Below are 14839 nucleotides of genomic sequence, written 5' to 3'. Positions count from 1 at the left end.
ACCTTCTCCGGATCACCGTTGAACGGCACGTCCTCCACCAACGTGCCATCCCGATCCAGCAACACCGCATCGAACAGGACGGGCCCGGACCCGGCCCGGTCAGCACCGGCGTTCACCCCGGCTGACCTGCGCTGATCCGCGTCCACCTGGTCCTGTCGCACAGCCGGCGGGTTCCCTGCGCCCCGAGGAGTAAACATCATCTTCAACGCGGTGCCGCACCGCGTACGCCCGGGGCGTCCGCTCACGGCCGCCCGCGCTGGCCTTACCCGCCGCCCCGGAGAAGCTAACCCGGCCCGCCTGTTAGCAGGCGGGGCAACGCGGGTATGGGAGCGCAGTGGCGATTGTGGAGAAAGTGATCGACGCACCGCCGGAACAGGTGTGGGCGGTGCTGGCCGACGGTTGGACGTACAGCGACTGGGTGGTCGGCACGGTGCACGTCCGCGGCGTGGACGACGCGTGGCCGCGAGTGGGCAGCGAACTGCACCACCGGGCCGGACCGTGGCCGTTCTCGCTGGAGGACTCCTCGACGGTGCTCGCCTGCGAACCGCCGCGCCGGCTCCTTCTCAGGGCCGGGCTCTGGCCGGCTGGCGAGGCGATGGTGGCCTTCACCCTGGAGCCGGTCGGCGAGGGGGCCACCTGCGTCCGCATCGGTGAGGATTTCGCGGCCGGACCGCTGCGCTGGGTGCGCACCAAACTCAACGACCTGGTGCTGCACCAGCGCAACAAGGAGACCCTCCGGCGCCTCTCCGACATCGCCACCCGGCAGAAGGCGGACGAATGACGCAGGCCGTGGTGGTGACCGGCGCGAGCGCGGGCGTGGGCCGGGCGGTGGCCCGGGCGTACGCCGAGCGGGGGGCGCGGCTGGCGCTGCTGGCCCGCGGCACGGCCGGGCTGGCCGCCGCCGAGCGGGACTGCCGGGAGTTGGGCGCCGCCGAGGTACGCACCTACCGGGTCGACGTGGCCGACGCGGGCGCCGTGCAGCAGGCCGCCGACGCCGTGGTGCACCGGTACGGCCGGATCGACGTGTGGATCAACAACGCGATGCTCTCGGTCTTCGCGCCGGCGTGGGAGATCACCGCCCCCGAGTTCCGGCGGGTCACCGAGGTCAACTATCTCGGCACCGTGCACGGCACGCTGGCCGCGCTGCGGCACATGCGGGCGCACCGCCGGGGCGCGATCGTGCAGGTGGGCTCGGCGCTCGCCTACCGGGGCATCCCGTTGCAGTCGGCCTACTGCGCGGCCAAGCACGCCGTGCAGGGCTTCAACGACTCGCTGCGGGCCGAGTTGCTGCACGACTGCCCGACGGTCCGGCTGTCGATGGTGCAGTTGCCGGCGATCAACACCCCGCAGTTCTCCTGGGTGCGTACCCGGCTCCCCCGCCACCCGCAGCCGGTGCCCCCGATCTTCGCCCCGGAGGTCGCCGCCCGCGCCATCCTGTGGGCCGCCGACCACGGGCCACGGGAGCTGAACGTGGGCGGCCCGACCTGGCGGGCCCGGCTCGCGGACGCCCTGATCCCCGGCCTGCTCGACCGGAAGCTGGCCCGCGACGGCTACGACAGCCAGCAGACCGGCACCCCGATCGACCCCGCCACCTGGCGGGACAATCTGGACCATCCGGGTGACGACGAGCGGGACCGGGGCGCGGCGGGGGTCTTCACCGACCGGGCCCGCGCCAGCTCCGCCGCCCTCTGGGTCGGTACGCACAAACCCGCCGTCTCCGGCCTCGTCCTGACCGGCGTCGGCCTCGCCCTCACCGGCCTCGCGCGCCGCCGGCGCTGACCGGCGTCGACGCGTCCCCAGCACCCCGCGGACCGGCGGCGACCGCCCGGACGGGGAGCCTTTCCCACCCGGATGTGGCAACTGGCTACCCTCTCAGGGAACCCTGTCCGCAAACCGAGGATGTCCGACATGATCCAACCCGTGCAGTTGCCCGCACCTTGGCGGGACGCACGCCTGACCGTCGTGGTCCCCACCTACAACGAGGCGGGCAACCTCCCGGTGCTGGTCGAGCGGCTCCTCGCCCTGCCCCTGCCGGGCCTGAAGATCCTGGTCGCCGACGACAACTCGCCGGACGGCACCGGCGAGGTGGCCGACAAGCTGGCCGTGGAGCACCCGGAGCGGATCGAGGTCGTGCACCGGGCCGGCAAGGAGGGCCTGGGCCGGGCGTACGTGGACGGGATCGGGCGCGCGCTCGACGGCGGCGCCGAGTACGTGGCGCAGATGGACGCCGACCTGTCGCACCCGCCGGAGGCCCTACCCGGCATGCTCGGCGCGCTGCTCTCCACCCAGGCCGGCGTGGTGATCGGCTCCCGCTACGTCCCGGGTGGCGAACTGGACGAGAACTGGCCGCTCTACCGGCGGGCGCTCAGCGGCTGGGCGAACCTCTACGTGCACACCCTGCTGCGGGTGCGGATCCGCGACCTCACCGCCGGGTTCAAGATCTGGCGCGCGGACGCGCTGCGGGACATCGGCCTGGAGCGGGTGCAGTCCAACGGCTACAGCTTCCAGGTGGAGATGCACTACCTGGCCACGAAGCTGGGGCACACCATCCTGGAGGTGCCGATCCGCTTCGAGGAGCGGCGCGACGGCGCGTCCAAGATGACCACCGCCACCAAGATCGAAAGCGCGCTGATGCCGTTCAAGCTGCGCAGCAAGCACCGCAACATCGAGCGCTGACGGAGCGGCCCAGGTGGAGGTGCAGCAGGCTGGTGCGGCGGCAGCGCGGCCGGCGGAGCCCCGGGCAGCAGTCAGCGGTAGACGGTGCGGTGGGCGGCGTCGATGACGGCCGCGTACACCCGGCCGGTGCCGGCCCGGTCGCGGGCCAACGCGGCCCGCGCGGCGTTCGCGCCCGGCGCGCCGTGCACCCCGCCGCCCGGGTGCGCCGACGCGCTGGCCAGGAAGAGCCGGTCCACCGGCGTGTCCGCGCGCCCCAGACCGGGGATCGGCCGTAGGAACAGCTGCTGGTACGCGGCCGATGTGCCGCCGCCCACCGCACCGCCGACCAGGCTCGGCTGGTCCGCCTCCAGGTCGGCCGGGCCGGCGACGTGCCGGCCGACGATCAGGCTGCGGAAGCCGGGCGCGGCGGCCTCCAGCACCTCCTCCATCCGCTCCACCTGTGTGGCGATCTCCTCCGCCCGCCAGTGCCGCCGGAACGGCAGGTGGGTGTACGACCAGAGCGACTCGGTGCCGGGCGGCGAGTGGCTCGGGTCGGCCATCGACATCTGTCCGACCAGCAGGAACGGGTCGCGCGGCATCTCGGAGCGGGCCAGCGCGGCGGCGTAGCCGGTCAGCCCGTCCAGGTCCGCGCCGAGGTGGACGGTGCCGGCGGTGGCCACCGCCGGGTTGGTCCACGGCACCGGGGCGGAGAGCGCCCAGTCCACCTTGAGCGTCGAGCCGTCCCAGCGGAAGTGCGCCAGGTCCTCCACCAGCCGGGGCGGCAGCGCCGCCGCGCCGACCAGGTCGAGGTAGAGCGCCGGAGCGGGCACGTCGGCGAGCACCGCCCGGCGGGCCCGCCAGAGCGCCCCGCCGACCGTGCGCACCCCCATCGCCCGGCCGCGGGCGGTGAGCACCCGGTCTACCCGGGCGCCGTAGAGGATCCGCCCGCCCCGCTCGGTCAACCGGGCCACCAGCGCGTCGGTGATCCGCTGCGCGCCGCCGGCCGGCACCGGCCAGCCGACCTGCTGGCCCAGCATCGCCAGCAGCCAGCCGTACACCCCGGAGCCGGCCTCCTCCGGGGACAGGTCGGTGTGCAGGGCGCAGCCGGCCAGCAGCGCCGGACCGCCCGCGCCGTCGAAGAGTTCGTCGCCGAGCTTGCGGACCGGCACCACCAGCCGGCGGGCCAGCCGGAGCGCCCCGGAAACCCGCAGCCGGCGCAGCAGCGTCAGGCCGCCGCGCACCGGCGGGAAGGGCGTGGTGATGGTGTCCAGCATCGGCTCGGCGACCTCGAGCCAGTCGGTGTAGGCGTTCAGCCAGCGCTTGCCGTCGCCGGGCGCGAACGCCTCCAGCGACGCGGCGGTGGCCTGCGGGTCCCGGTTGAGCACCGCCGCCCGCCCGTCGGGCAGCAGGTGGGCCAGCACGTCCGGGGCATGCCGCCAGGTCAGGCCGTACCGCTGCAGGTCCAGCCGGCGCAGCACCGGCGAGGCGTAGCCGAGCGGATAGAACGAGCTGTAGAGGTCGCTCAGGTAGCCGGGCGCCGTCACCTCGGCCGAGCGCACCGCGCCGCCCGGCGCGCCGGTGGCCTCCAGCACGAGGACGTCCCAGCCCGCGTCGGCCAGCAGGTTGGCGGCCACCAGGCCGTTGTGGCCGGCACCGACGACGACGGCGTCCGCGCTCTCCGCGCCGGTGGAACTCATCCGATCCGCCTACCCGACCAGGAACCGGGCGAAACGCGTTTGCCTCGCCGGACCCGGGGCATCCACCCCCGCATGTACACGGTTGCGCAGCTCATAGGTGGAGTGTGGGGCGCGGGCGGCGAAGGGGGCGAGCTGGTCGTACACGACCCGGCGGACGGCACCCCGGTCAGCACCGTGCCGGTGGCGACGGCGGACGAGGTCGGCAAGGCGGTGGAGGCGGCCCGCGGCGCCGCGGCGGAGTGGGCGGCGACCGCCCCGGCGGAGCGGGCCGCGGCGCTGCACCGGGCCGCGGACGCGGTGGCGGCGGTCGCCGACGAGCTGGCCGAGGCCACCACGGCCGAGATGGGCAAACCGCTGGCGGACGCCCGCGGCGGCGTCGAGGCGGGGATCGGCACCCTGCGACAGTACGCCGAACTCGCCCCGGTGCGGGGCGGTCGGACCCTGCACGGCGCCCACCACGCGCTCGACTTCATGGCGCCGCAGCCGCGCGGCGTGGTCGCCGCGATCACCCCGTGGAACGACCCGGTGGCGGTCTCCTGCGGGCTGCTCGGCGCGGCCCTGGTCACCGGGAACGTGGTGCTCTACAAGCCGAGCGAGCGCACCCCGGCGACCGGCTGGCTGCTGGCGAAGGCGCTGGACAGCGCGCTGCCCGCCGGGGTGCTGTCGCTGCTGATCGGCGGGCCCGAGGTCGGCGCGGCGCTGGCCGCCCAGGAGGTGGACGTGGTGGCCCACGTCGGCTCCACCGCCACCGGCCGGGCGATCGCCGCGGCCGCCGCCCGGACCGGCGCCAAGGTGCTGCTGGAGAACGGCGGCAGCGACCCGCTGGTGGTCGACGCCAACGTCGACCCGGTCTGGGCGGCCGGGCAGGCGGCCACCGGGGCGTTCGCCAACGCGGGGCAGATCTGCGTCGCGGTGGAGCGCATCTACGTGCACCGGGACCTCGCCGAGGACTTCGTCGACGCGCTGGCGGAGCGCGCCCGGGCGCTGCGCACGGGGCCCGGCCGCGACCCGCGGACCGAGCTGGGCCCGCTGGTCGACCGGCGGCACCGGGACCACGTGCACGGGCAGGTGACCGCCGCGGTGGCGGAGGGCGCGCGGATCCGCACCGGCGGCACCCTGCCGGACGGGCCGGGGTCGTTCTACCCGGCGACGGTGCTGACCGACTGCCGGCACGACATGCCGGTGATCCGTGACGAGACGTTCGGGCCGGTCGCCCCGGTGGTGGTGGTCGACTCGTTCAGCGAGGCGCTGCGCTGCGCCGCCGACTCGCCGTACGGGCTGGCGGCGACCGTGCTCACCGGATCGATGAGCCACGCCCAGCGGGCCTGGCGCGAGTTGCCGGTGGGCACCGTGAAGGTCAACGCGGTCTTCGGCGGCGCGCCGGGCGGTGCCGCGCATCCGCGCCGCGGCAGCGGCCACGGCTTCGGGTACGGCCCGGAACTGCTGGACGAGTTCACCGCGACCAAGGCGGTGCACATCGAGGCGCCCGGCGGCGGCCACTGGTGAGCCGCCGAAGGGGTGGCTGTCCGGTCGGACGGCCACCCCTGCGGGTACTTGCGGGACGCCGCTCAGCGGCCGCGCGACTTGGCGGTCTCCCGGGCCTTGGCGGTCTGCCGGCTGTTCGCCTTCTCGATCGCCTTGACCAGTTCCGGCTTGGTCATGCTGGACCGGCCGGGGACGTCGAGCTTGCGCGCGACCTTCATGAGGTGGTCCTTGGTGGCGTTCGCGTCCACCCCGGCGGCGGTGGGCGCGCGGCGCTCCGGTCCGCCACCGGCCGCCTGCCGGTCGCTCGGGCCCTTGCGGCCCTTGGGCTCCCAGTGGTCGCCCACCTTCTCGAACTCGTGCTTCACTGCGGCGAAGGCGGTGCGGTGCGCCCGCTCCCCCTCGCCGTAGGTCTCCACCGCCGAGTCGTGCGTCTTCTCCCAGGTGCGCTGCGCCTTCGCCGGGGAGCGTCGCAACGTGCTGGGCAGTACCTCACGCCCGGGCATCTCGTCCTCCTCCGTGTCGACGGTTCCGCGTGACCTGTATCCGTTCCCGCGGATCGGCGGCCGCAAACCGCTCCCGGCGCGCGTCCTCCGGGCGTCGGGCGCGGATGCGGGCCGGGTGCCGACGTGGGCCGTTTGTGGGTTTCCGGGCCTGGGTACCGGCGGGCCAGGCGAAACCGGATGGGCCGGTCATCCGGTGGCCGGGGCACAGGGAGCGGGCCATGACGACGACGGAGCCCGGCGCGGCGCTCGGCGGGGAGCGGGGCCTGCGGATGCCCCGGCGGGTGCGTCAGCTGAGCTGGCGGACCTGGCGCGGCGTGCTGGCGCGCAGCGCGCGCAACTTCGTCACCGACAACTGCGCGGACTGGGCCGCGGCGCTGACCTACTACGGGGTGCTGGCGCTGTTTCCGTCCACCATCGTGGTGGTCTCCCTGGTCGGCCTGGTCTCCGACGGTGAGCGGACCGTCGACACCGTCCTCGACCTGGCCCGGGAGATCGGCGCCGGCTCGGTGGTGGCCAACGAGGGCTTCGTCGGGGTGGTCCGCGACGTGGTCGACGAGGAGAGTTCGGCGGGGGTGCTGCTGAGCTTCGGCCTGCTCGGCGCGCTCTGGTCGGCCTCCGGCTTCATCGGCGCGTTCACCCGCGCCTCCAACGCCATCTACGGGGTGCCCGAGGGGCGGCCGTTCTGGAAGCTGCGCCCGCTGCAGATCGGCCTGGCCGGGGTGTCGCTGGTCCTGCTCGCCGTGGTGGCCACCGGGCTGATCGTCAGTGGCCCGGTCACCGACGCGGTGGGCGACCTGGTCAACGCCGGCGGCCTGGCCCGGACGGTGTGGAGCGTGAGCAAGTGGCCGCTGCTCGCGGCGATCATGATGGTGCTGCTCTCCCTGCTGTTCTGGATCGCCCCCAACGTGCGGCAGCCGCGGTTCCGCTGGCTCACCCCCGGCGGCGCGGTGGCGCTGCTCGCCTGGGTGGCGGCCAGCTTCGGCTTCGGCCTGTACGTGGCGAACTTCGGCTCGTACGACGCCACCTACGGCAGCCTCGGCGCCGTGATCGCGTTCCTGGTCTGGCTTTACCTGTCCAACTCGGCGCTGATGCTGGGGGTGCAGATCAACGCGGAGTTGCAGCGCGGGCGGGCGCTCCAGGCCGGCGATCCGGACCCCGCGGAGCCGGTGCTCCCACCGAAGCAGTCGGCCGGTACGTGACCGCTTGCCGGGTTTATCGCCGGTCCCGCCGGGTAGCGCAACAGGCATGGAGCGTGGCAACAGCAAGCACGGACCGAGGCTCGACGAGCAGATGAGCCAGGAGGTCGCCGGCCTCCTGCAGGGGCCCGGCACCGGCGGCTCGCGGGTCGACGAGGCCCGGGTGCCGGAGCCGGCCGGCGAGGACCAGCCGGAGGCGACCACCGCCCCGGCCGGTGAGCTGCGCACCGGCGCGCCCAAGGGGATGAGTTCCCAGGACGTCGAGCGGCGCAGCCGGCTGGGCCGGTTCATCACCATGTCGGCCCTGCCCGGCGACCGCGCGGCGCTGATCGCCAACGCGCGGGACAACGACGCCCCGGACGACATCGTCGCCGAGTTGGAGCGACTGCCGGACGGAACCCGCTACGAGACGGTCTCGGAGGTGTGGGCGGCGCTCGGCCACAAGAACGAGACGACCCGCTGGTGACCGGATCACCCGAGAATCCGGAACGGGCCGGCGGAGAAGAGGAGGATGCCTGATGAGTGGCGTTACCGAACATGTGGACGTTTCCGTACCCGTGCGCACCGCGTACGACCAGTGGACCCAGTTCGAGGAGTTCCCCCAGTTCATGGAGGGGGTTCAGGAGGTCCGGCAGCTCACCGACACGATGACCCACTGGACGGTCGAGATCGCCGGGGTGAAGCGGGAGTTCGACGCCGAGATCACCGAGCAGCTTCCGGACGAGCGGGTGGCCTGGCGCTCCACCGGGGGCACCAAGCAGGCCGGCGTGGTGACCTTCCACCGGCTGGACCCGGAGCACACCCGGGTCACCCTGCAGCTCGAGTTCGAGCCGCACGGCGTGGTCGAGCAGGCCGGCGACAAGCTCGGCATCGTCGACCGGCGGGCCAAGGGCGACCTCGAGCGGTTCAAGAAGTTCATCGAGCGGCGCGGTCAGGAGACCGGCGCCTGGCGCGGCAAGGTCGACCGGCCGACGCCCTGATCCCCCGGGCACGAGCTCCGATGGCCGCCGGCGTACCCGGCGGCCATCGCGGTGTCCGGGCACCCGCCGCCGCGGGGCACCCACCGGTCCGGCCGTGCCGTTTGCGCCCACCGGGCCGGGGTACGGCGATGGCATGACCGACGACAACAAGCTGTGGCGGAACGAGGAACGGACTTCGCTGGAGGAACTGGAGCGGGCCGTCGCGGGCTCGACGCTGGACGGCCAGGCCGACGACGTGACCGGCAACGACGCCGGCGAGGAGGCCGCCTTCGGCCACGGACCGGAGGCGGTGGACCGGGGCGGCGAGCCGGCCGGCGCCGGCCGGGAGCCCACCGACCGGGACCGCGCCTACCGCCCCTCCACCACCGGACGCACCGGCCCCGACACTCTCTGACCCGGCTGTTACCGAAAGATCCGGGCACGGAAGGGCCCTCGGCGGTCCTTTCGTACCCGGATCCGTCGCCGCGGAGCGGTGGTCAGGCGCGCCGGGTTCCGGCCGCGTGCAGGGCGATCAGCCCGACCGCGAGCAGCACCAGCGCCGGGCCGAGCAGCTCCACCGAGGTGTTGCCGAGCAGCACCCCGATCCCGGCCGGGATCAGCGCTCCGCCCAGCCCGGCCGCCCCGATCTGCAGCCCGATGGTCCGGTCCGCGTGCGCGGCCCCGACCCGGTCGGCGGTGGTGAGGGTGAGCAGCGGGAAGACCGGGGCGGCGGCGAAGCCGACGACGACCAGGCCGGCCACCGCCAGCCAGGCCGGGGCGGGCAGGGCGATCAGCGCCGCGCCGACCGCCATCCCGAGCAGGCTGGCGCGCAACACCAGGGGCGCGCCCAGCCGCTCGGCCACCACGCCCTGCACCACCCGCCCCACGAACAGGCTGCCCCAGTAGCCGGACACGCAGAGCCCGGCGACCGTCGCGCTCAGCCCGCGGCCCTCGGTGAGCAGCAGGAACGCCCAGAGCCCGGCGGCCACCTCGATCGCCACGTAGACGGCGAACGCCAGCGCGCCGAACCAGACCGCCGGCAGGCGCAACGTCTCGCGCACCCGTACCGGCGCGAGCGTCGCCGGCGCGGCTGGCGCGGCTCCGCCCACGCCGGCCGGCACGCGGACCTCCGCCGGCAGGCCGCCCTCCCCCGGGGCGGCCAGCGCGGCGCCGGGGACCGGCCCGCGGTCCCGCCAGGCGCGTACGGTCAGCGCGAACGCCGCGGCCAACGCGAGCTGGGCGGCGGCCACGATGCCGTACCCCCACCGCCAGGCCAGCCCTGCGGTGAGCGCACCCGTCATGATCAGCGGCCCGATCGCCACGCCGAGGCCGAAGAAGGCGTGCATCCAGTTCATGTGCCGCGGACCGAAGGCCCCCGCCGCGTACGCGTTGAGCCCGGAATCGATCGCGCCCGAGCCGAGGCCGAGCAGCAGCGCGCAGCCGACCATCAGGGCCAGCGCGGGGGTGAACGCGTACCCGGTGAGCGCCAGGCTGGCCAGCAGAGTGCTGCCGGCGAGCAGCCGGCCGACGCCGAGCCGGGCCAGCGTGAACCCGGCGAGCACGCTGGAGGTGAGGTAGCCCACGGTGCCGGCGGTGAGCACCAGGCCGACCGCCTCGGTGGGCACGCCGAAGTCCGCCCGGATAGACGGCCAGCCGACCCCGATCAGCCCGTCGGGCAGGCCGAGGCTGACGAAGGCGAGGTAGGCGAGCAGGAGCAGCGAGGCGCGGGGCGGCGGGGTGGCGGACACGGAGAACCATCCTGCCGCAGCCGCGGCAGCGGGCTCGGGTCTCCCCCGCTAAGACAAAAAGTGCCGTCCGGACGGTCGGGAAAACGGACAGCTCATCCAGAATCGGCCGTTCGGCTGACGGCAAGCCCCGGCTCCCGCGTAAGACTTTCGGGATGCAACAGGGCTCCGGCATCCTCTCCACGCGTCAGCGCCGCCTGGCCTGGCTGGGTTTCCTCCTGGCCGCGATCCAGGCACCCGTCTCCGCCAAGCTGGTCTCGGACAGCTCCTGGCTGTTCAGCCTCTGCGTCGCGTTGATGGTGGCGACCGTGATCATCGTCGACGACGCCGCCCGGCGCCGGCCGGCCGACGCCCGCTCCGGCGACTAGCCCGGCGCCGGGCGCGCCTCGTGTCCGGGGCGGCCCCGGGTCCGGCGGCGTTCCTTCATCTCCGCCTCGTAGAGGTGCCGCCGGCCGCCGACGAGCTGGTCGCGGGCCTGCCGGTCCAGGTCCCGGAAGAGCGCGTAGTACCCGTCGTCGAAGTCCTCGACGATCTGGAAGGTCCACCGCCCGGCGATCACGTTCCGGCCGAGCAGGTCGGTGGCGATCCGCTCGGCGATGTCGGGGTGCCCCGCGGCGCGGAACATCTCCACCGCGTCGTCCAGCATCAGGTCGGCGTGGCCGACCAGCTGGTGCAGCGAGTACAGGTGGCCGCGGACCCGCTCCACGCACTCCAGCGCCTCGCTGAGCTTGCCGAGGGCGGCCACCGTCTCGTCGCTGACCCCGGCCGGTCGGCGGTGGGCCTCGTCGGGGCCGTCCGCGTGCTGCGCCATCCGTCCCTCCCTGTTCCCGGTCACGCCCGTCCGGGCGGTTCTCGTAGTGCCCCGCGCGCGCCCGGTTAAGCCCCTCGGCCGGCCCCGGCGGACCGGTGGCGCAGCCGACACCGTCCGACCGGCCGAGGTCACCCGGGCGATCGGTTGGCTAGCCTCGTCTTTCATGCGTGTGCCGTCGAACCGGGTCGCTGCCCGTACCGTCGTCGACTCGGCGCGGTCCACCCTCGCCGCCCTGACCACCTCCGTCGGCGCGGACGGCCTCGCCGCCGCGGCCGCCCGGCCGGGCCTGCTCGCCCTGGTCGACCAGCACGCCGCCGCCGTGCGGGACAGCCTGGACGGCAACCGGCGGCCGCTGAGCGCGGCCGCCCTCGCCGGCTACGCCGAGGGGGTGCGCGCCGCCGCCCTGGAGCACGGCTGGCAGCCGCCGACCGGGCCGGCGGACTGGTCCGACCCCGACTGGACGCTCACCCGGCTACTGGCGGTCTGTGCGCTGGTCCGCGCGCTGGGCACGCCCACGCCCGGCCCGCTCCCCCGGCTCTGACGACGCCGGGAGGGCGCCCGCCACTGGCGGGCCCCCTCCCCGGTGCGTGCCGTCGCCGGATCAGCGGCGGAACTGCTGGGTCTCGTCGCTCACCGCGCCGGACTCGTAGGTGCCGCTGCCGCCGGCCATCGACTGCTCGCGCATGGCCCGGGTGCGCTCGGCGCCCGTCCGGTCGGCCATCTGCCGCTCGACGTCGGTGCGCCCGGCGGCCTGCCCCTGCCGCTGCTGCTGCACCGCCCGCGACTCCTCGGCCATCCGGTCCAGCCAGCGGTCCCAGCGGCTCTGCATCGGCCGCACCAGACCGCCACCGACGCCGACGATCAGGATGCCGGCCGCGGTGGCGAGCACCGCGATCAGCACCGGCGTGGTCACCGTGGTGGCGATGCCCACCTGGTTCAGGGCGGCGATCACACCGAGCGCGATGATGAAGATCGCCGCCAGGTCGGCGAGGATCTTGCCGTACGAGAGCCCGCCGAGCGCGCCGGTCACCAGGTCCCGGACGGCGTTGGCGATCGCGGCCGCCACCACCACGATGACGATCGCCACGAAGGCGCGCGGCAACCAGGCGACCACGCCCGCGATCAGGTCACTGATCGCGTTCGGGCCCCACACGCCGAAGGCGAACTGCAGGGTGAACAGCAACACCGAGTAGTACGCCAGCTTCGCCAGGATGTCACTGGCGTCGTACTTGGTGCGTTCCAGCGCGCGCTTGATGCCGCCCCGTTCGACTGCCCGGTCGAAGTTCAACCGTTCCAGTACCGTGTCCACGATCTTGAGGACGGCTCTGGCGATGAGCCATCCGACCACGAGGATCGCGATGAACGCGATGGCCCTCGGTATGAACAACAGCACCGACCTCCACATGTCGGCCACGGCATCGCCGATGTCGACCTGCCTGACCGCCAGGGTTTCCGGCATGATGTCCCTCCTGTCGCATGGACTGCGTCGGGCGCTTACCCCGTCGCTCGGACGGCACGCCGCGCCGGTCACCACGTTTTTCCCGACATGTCATGCCAGACCTCCCCTGACCTGCATCAATCGGCATCCGACGCGACGCGCGGGGCATGATCGGGAATGGTCCACGGGTGGTCGGGCTAGGCTGCGGTCATGCCAGGAACGGTCGGGCGGATACCCACGCCACCAGCGCCGGTCTCGGCGGCACCGACCGCTCCGGGTGCCGCCACCGCCGTCCTCGGCCACCACTGGGCCGGCACCGCGCTGGGGGCGCCGGAGGGCTGGGACCCGGCCCTGCGCGCGGTGGTCGACGTGGTGCTGGCCTCCCCGGTGCCGATGGCCCTCACCCTGGGCGACGACTTCCTGCTGCTCTACAACGACGGGTACGCCGAGCTGATCGGCGACAAGCACCCGGAGGCGGTCGGCCGGCCGGCTCCGGAGGTGTTCGCCGAGATCTGGCGCGCTCCCGGCATTGGCGACGCGGTCGAGCACACCTACCGCACCGGCGAGCCGTTCCTGGAGAAGGAGGCAACCCTGCCGCTGCGCCGCGGCTCCGGGGTGGTCGAGCACGCCGTCTTCACCCGCGGCTACTCCCCGGTGCGGGACAGCGCCGGCCGGACGGTCGGGGTGCTCGCCGTGGCGGCGGAGACCGCCCAGGTCACCCAGCAGTTGCAGAGCCTGAGCGACTTCTCCGCCGCGCTCGCCGGCACGCTCACCCTGGACGACGTGGCCCGGGTCGCGCTGCGCTACGCGATCAGCTCGTTCGACGCCGACCTGGTCACCTTCGCCGTCGACGAGGGCGGCGGCGGCTGGCGGCTGGTCCGGCGCATCCGCGGCGAGCTGCTCGACGAGGCCGACGAGCGGCTCCCGCCGCTGTGGCGGCGTACGCCGGCGGACTGGCCGGCCCCGGTGGTGGTCGCGGCGCGCAGCGGGGTGCCGCACTTCGCCGGGGACGGGCAGCCGCTGCGGGAGACCGCGGTGGACCGGCACGACCAGAAGATCCGGGCGCTGGCCACGGTGCCGCTGCGCGCCACGGTGGTGCGCGGCGGTCTGGCGGTCGGCTACCAGGCCCCGCACACCTGGTCGGCCGCCGAACGCGCGCTGCTGGCCGCGGCCGCCGAGCTGGCCGGGCAGGCGGCCGAGCGGGCCCGCCGGTTCGAGACCCAGCACGGTACCGCCCAGCTGCTGCAGCGCAGCATGCTCCCGGAGCACCTGCCGGACCTGCCCCGGCTGCGCATCGCCGCCCGGTACGACCCCGGCGTCGACGGCAACGCCGCGGGCGGCGACTTCTACGACGCCTTCCTGCTGCCCACCGGCGAGCTGGGCGTGGTGCTCGGCGACGTCGCCGGGCACGACGTGCAGGCCGCGGCCCGGATGGGGCAGGTCCGGGCCGCGCTGCGCGCGCTGGCGCTCAGCGACCCCCGCCCGGACAGCGTCCTCGCCGGGCTCGACCGGCTGGTCACGAGCCTGGGCGCCGAGGCCGGCACGCACGAGCTCTTCGTGACCGTGGTGCTCGGCGTGGTCGACGCCGAGCGGCAGCGGCTCACCCTGGCCAGCGCCGGCCACCCGGCCCCGCTGATCCGCCGGTGCACGCCGGCCGGCGAGCCGGTCGCCGAGTACGTGGAGGTGCCCACCGGGGCTCCGCTCGGCCTGGGCTGCCGGCCGGCCACCACCACCGTCCGCTTCGCCCCCGGCGACACCCTCCTGCTGTTCAGCGACGGGGTGGTGGAACGGCGGCGGCAGGGCCTGGCCACCGGGCTCGATTCGCTGGCCGAGGCGGTCGCCGGCGCGGGCAGCGGCGACCCCCGGGCGTTGTGCGCGGTGGCCACGGCGGCGGTGCCCGGGGCCACCGAGGACGACGTCGCGGTGCTGGCGGTGGAGCACGCGCTGCGGCCGAGCCGCTCGGCGAGCATGGAGGTGCCGGCCGAGCCGACCGCGCCGAGCCGGGTGCGGCACTGGATGAGCGGGCAGCTCGCCGAGTGGGGGGTGGCCGAGTCGGTGGTCGGCGCGGCCGTGCTCTGCACCAGCGAGCTCACCACGAACGCGTTGCTGCACGCCGGCACCGCCGCCCGGGTGGAGATCGACCTCAGCCCGGAGCGGCTGCTGGTCTCGGTCGCCGACTCCGGCACCCGGGGCACCGTCACCCGGGCGCAGACCGACACGTTGAGCAGCCGGGGACGCGGACTCGGGTTGATCGAGGAGCTGAGCGACGCGTGGGGGACGGACCCGACCGTACGCGGGTCGACCGTCTGGTTCGAGATCCTGTTGCCGTCCGACTGACCGGCTGCGTCAG

The 14839-nt window shown here is 74.7% G+C and carries 17 protein-coding genes; 11 read left to right on the top strand and 6 right to left on the bottom strand.

Annotated features, from left to right (window positions below; translation table 11 throughout):
• A partial coding sequence (locus ACVCAH_RS32065) for a hypothetical protein (RefSeq protein ID WP_447139990.1) occupies window positions 1–197 on the bottom strand: 197 nt, incomplete at its 3' end.
• A 155-nt stretch (window positions 198–352) separates the two neighbouring features.
• On the opposite strand from ACVCAH_RS32065, the gene ACVCAH_RS32060 reads away from it, so the two are divergent.
• The 3 genes from ACVCAH_RS32060 to ACVCAH_RS32050 all read left to right on the top strand — a co-directional run bounded on the left by ACVCAH_RS32060 (window position 353) and on the right by ACVCAH_RS32050 (window position 2676).
• Window positions 353–781 carry an SRPBCC family protein gene (locus ACVCAH_RS32060; protein WP_447139986.1) on the top strand — a complete coding sequence of 143 codons (429 nt, stop codon included), beginning with the start codon at window positions 353–355 and terminating at the stop codon, window positions 779–781.
• Window positions 778–1779, top strand: coding sequence for an SDR family oxidoreductase (locus ACVCAH_RS32055; protein ID WP_447139985.1), 1002 nt, complete (start codon window positions 778–780; stop codon window positions 1777–1779). The genes ACVCAH_RS32060 and ACVCAH_RS32055 overlap by 4 nt, the downstream gene beginning before the upstream one ends.
• A gap of 129 nt (window positions 1780–1908) precedes the next feature.
• Window positions 1909–2676 carry a polyprenol monophosphomannose synthase gene (locus tag ACVCAH_RS32050; RefSeq protein WP_447139984.1) on the top strand — a complete coding sequence of 256 codons (768 nt, stop codon included), beginning with the start codon at window positions 1909–1911 and terminating at the stop codon, window positions 2674–2676.
• Between the two features lie 71 nt (window positions 2677–2747).
• Here ACVCAH_RS32050 and ACVCAH_RS32045 read toward each other — a convergent pair whose 3' ends face one another.
• Entirely contained in the window at window positions 2748–4352 is a 1605-nt protein-coding gene (locus ACVCAH_RS32045) for a phytoene desaturase family protein (RefSeq protein WP_447139983.1), read from the bottom strand.
• 72 nt (window positions 4353–4424) lie between these two features.
• Between ACVCAH_RS32045 and ACVCAH_RS32040 the strand changes: the two genes are divergently transcribed.
• Window positions 4425–5858 carry an aldehyde dehydrogenase family protein gene (locus tag ACVCAH_RS32040; protein ID WP_447139982.1) on the top strand — a complete coding sequence of 478 codons (1434 nt, stop codon included), beginning with the start codon at window positions 4425–4427 and terminating at the stop codon, window positions 5856–5858.
• Window positions 5859–5920: 62 nt separating this feature from the next.
• Here the strand turns inward: ACVCAH_RS32040 and ACVCAH_RS32035 are convergent, their stop codons facing one another.
• Window positions 5921–6340, bottom strand: coding sequence for a ChaB family protein (locus ACVCAH_RS32035; protein WP_447139981.1), 420 nt, complete (start codon window positions 6338–6340; stop codon window positions 5921–5923).
• Window positions 6341–6558: 218 nt separating this feature from the next.
• On the opposite strand from ACVCAH_RS32035, the gene ACVCAH_RS32030 reads away from it, so the two are divergent.
• From ACVCAH_RS32030 to ACVCAH_RS32015, 4 genes are all read left to right on the top strand, one after another.
• Entirely contained in the window at window positions 6559–7539 is a 981-nt protein-coding gene (locus ACVCAH_RS32030; RefSeq protein ID WP_447139980.1) for a YihY/virulence factor BrkB family protein, read from the top strand.
• Between the two features lie 46 nt (window positions 7540–7585).
• Complete coding sequence (locus ACVCAH_RS32025) at window positions 7586–8002, top strand: DUF2795 domain-containing protein (protein WP_447139979.1); 417 nt, start codon at window positions 7586–7588, stop codon at window positions 8000–8002.
• A 52-nt stretch (window positions 8003–8054) separates the two neighbouring features.
• Window positions 8055–8516, top strand: a complete 462-nt coding sequence (locus ACVCAH_RS32020; protein ID WP_447139978.1) for an SRPBCC family protein — start codon at window positions 8055–8057, stop codon at window positions 8514–8516.
• 133 nt (window positions 8517–8649) lie between these two features.
• The gene (locus ACVCAH_RS32015; RefSeq protein ID WP_447139977.1) at window positions 8650–8910 is read left to right on the top strand and encodes a hypothetical protein; all 261 of its coding nucleotides are present in this window, start codon (window positions 8650–8652) and stop codon (window positions 8908–8910) included.
• Window positions 8911–8992: 82 nt separating this feature from the next.
• Here ACVCAH_RS32015 and ACVCAH_RS32010 read toward each other — a convergent pair whose 3' ends face one another.
• On the bottom strand, window positions 8993–10243 hold the full coding sequence (locus ACVCAH_RS32010; RefSeq protein ID WP_447139976.1) for an MFS transporter: 1251 nt from the start codon (window positions 10241–10243) through the stop codon (window positions 8993–8995).
• 152 nt (window positions 10244–10395) lie between these two features.
• Between ACVCAH_RS32010 and ACVCAH_RS32005 the strand changes: the two genes are divergently transcribed.
• On the top strand, window positions 10396–10608 hold the full coding sequence (locus tag ACVCAH_RS32005; RefSeq protein WP_447139975.1) for a hypothetical protein: 213 nt from the start codon (window positions 10396–10398) through the stop codon (window positions 10606–10608).
• Here ACVCAH_RS32005 and ACVCAH_RS32000 read toward each other — a convergent pair.
• The gene (locus ACVCAH_RS32000) at window positions 10605–11051 is read right to left on the bottom strand and encodes a hypothetical protein (RefSeq protein ID WP_447139974.1); all 447 of its coding nucleotides are present in this window, start codon (window positions 11049–11051) and stop codon (window positions 10605–10607) included. The two genes, ACVCAH_RS32005 and ACVCAH_RS32000, sit on opposite strands and share 4 nt — an antisense overlap.
• A 163-nt stretch (window positions 11052–11214) precedes the next feature.
• On the opposite strand from ACVCAH_RS32000, the gene ACVCAH_RS31995 reads away from it, so the two are divergent.
• On the top strand, window positions 11215–11592 hold the full coding sequence (locus ACVCAH_RS31995; protein WP_447139973.1) for a DUF6401 family natural product biosynthesis protein: 378 nt from the start codon (window positions 11215–11217) through the stop codon (window positions 11590–11592).
• A gap of 60 nt (window positions 11593–11652) precedes the next feature.
• On the opposite strand, the gene ACVCAH_RS31990 is transcribed toward ACVCAH_RS31995, so the two are convergent.
• Window positions 11653–12510, bottom strand: a complete 858-nt coding sequence (locus ACVCAH_RS31990; RefSeq protein ID WP_447139972.1) for a membrane protein — start codon at window positions 12508–12510, stop codon at window positions 11653–11655.
• 189 nt (window positions 12511–12699) lie between these two features.
• Here ACVCAH_RS31990 and ACVCAH_RS31985 point away from each other — a divergent pair, with 189 nt between their 5' ends.
• On the top strand, window positions 12700–14826 hold the full coding sequence (locus tag ACVCAH_RS31985) for a SpoIIE family protein phosphatase (RefSeq protein WP_447139971.1): 2127 nt from the start codon (window positions 12700–12702) through the stop codon (window positions 14824–14826).
• Window positions 14827–14839 lie beyond the last annotated feature (13 nt).

It is taken from the genome of Micromonospora sp. LZ34 (genome assembly GCF_052981855.1).
Note: the sequence above shows the minus strand (reverse complement) of the source record. Positions and strands in the feature narration are given on the sequence as shown.

Excerpts from the sequence above, each read along its gene's own strand:
- ACVCAH_RS32050 (WP_447139984.1), top strand. The coding sequence starts at position 1,909 with ATGATCCAACCCGTGCAGTTGCCCGCACCTTGGCGGGACGCACGCCTG.
- ACVCAH_RS32055 (WP_447139985.1), top strand. The coding sequence starts at position 778 with ATGACGCAGGCCGTGGTGGTGACCGGCGCGAGCGCGGGCGTGGGCCGG.
- ACVCAH_RS32005 (WP_447139975.1), top strand. The coding sequence starts at position 10,396 with ATGCAACAGGGCTCCGGCATCCTCTCCACGCGTCAGCGCCGCCTGGCC.
- ACVCAH_RS32015 (WP_447139977.1), top strand. The coding sequence starts at position 8,650 with ATGACCGACGACAACAAGCTGTGGCGGAACGAGGAACGGACTTCGCTG.
- ACVCAH_RS31985 (WP_447139971.1), top strand. The coding sequence starts at position 12,700 with ATGCCAGGAACGGTCGGGCGGATACCCACGCCACCAGCGCCGGTCTCG.
- ACVCAH_RS32040 (WP_447139982.1), top strand. The coding sequence starts at position 4,425 with ATGTACACGGTTGCGCAGCTCATAGGTGGAGTGTGGGGCGCGGGCGGC.
- ACVCAH_RS32030 (WP_447139980.1), top strand. The coding sequence starts at position 6,559 with ATGACGACGACGGAGCCCGGCGCGGCGCTCGGCGGGGAGCGGGGCCTG.
- ACVCAH_RS32000 (WP_447139974.1), bottom strand. The coding sequence starts at position 11,051 with ATGGCGCAGCACGCGGACGGCCCCGACGAGGCCCACCGCCGACCGGCC.
- ACVCAH_RS32045 (WP_447139983.1), bottom strand. The coding sequence starts at position 4,352 with ATGAGTTCCACCGGCGCGGAGAGCGCGGACGCCGTCGTCGTCGGTGCC.
- ACVCAH_RS31990 (WP_447139972.1), bottom strand. The coding sequence starts at position 12,510 with ATGCCGGAAACCCTGGCGGTCAGGCAGGTCGACATCGGCGATGCCGTG.
- ACVCAH_RS32025 (WP_447139979.1), top strand. The coding sequence starts at position 7,586 with ATGGAGCGTGGCAACAGCAAGCACGGACCGAGGCTCGACGAGCAGATG.
- ACVCAH_RS32035 (WP_447139981.1), bottom strand. The coding sequence starts at position 6,340 with ATGCCCGGGCGTGAGGTACTGCCCAGCACGTTGCGACGCTCCCCGGCG.
- ACVCAH_RS31995 (WP_447139973.1), top strand. The coding sequence starts at position 11,215 with ATGCGTGTGCCGTCGAACCGGGTCGCTGCCCGTACCGTCGTCGACTCG.
- ACVCAH_RS32020 (WP_447139978.1), top strand. The coding sequence starts at position 8,055 with ATGAGTGGCGTTACCGAACATGTGGACGTTTCCGTACCCGTGCGCACC.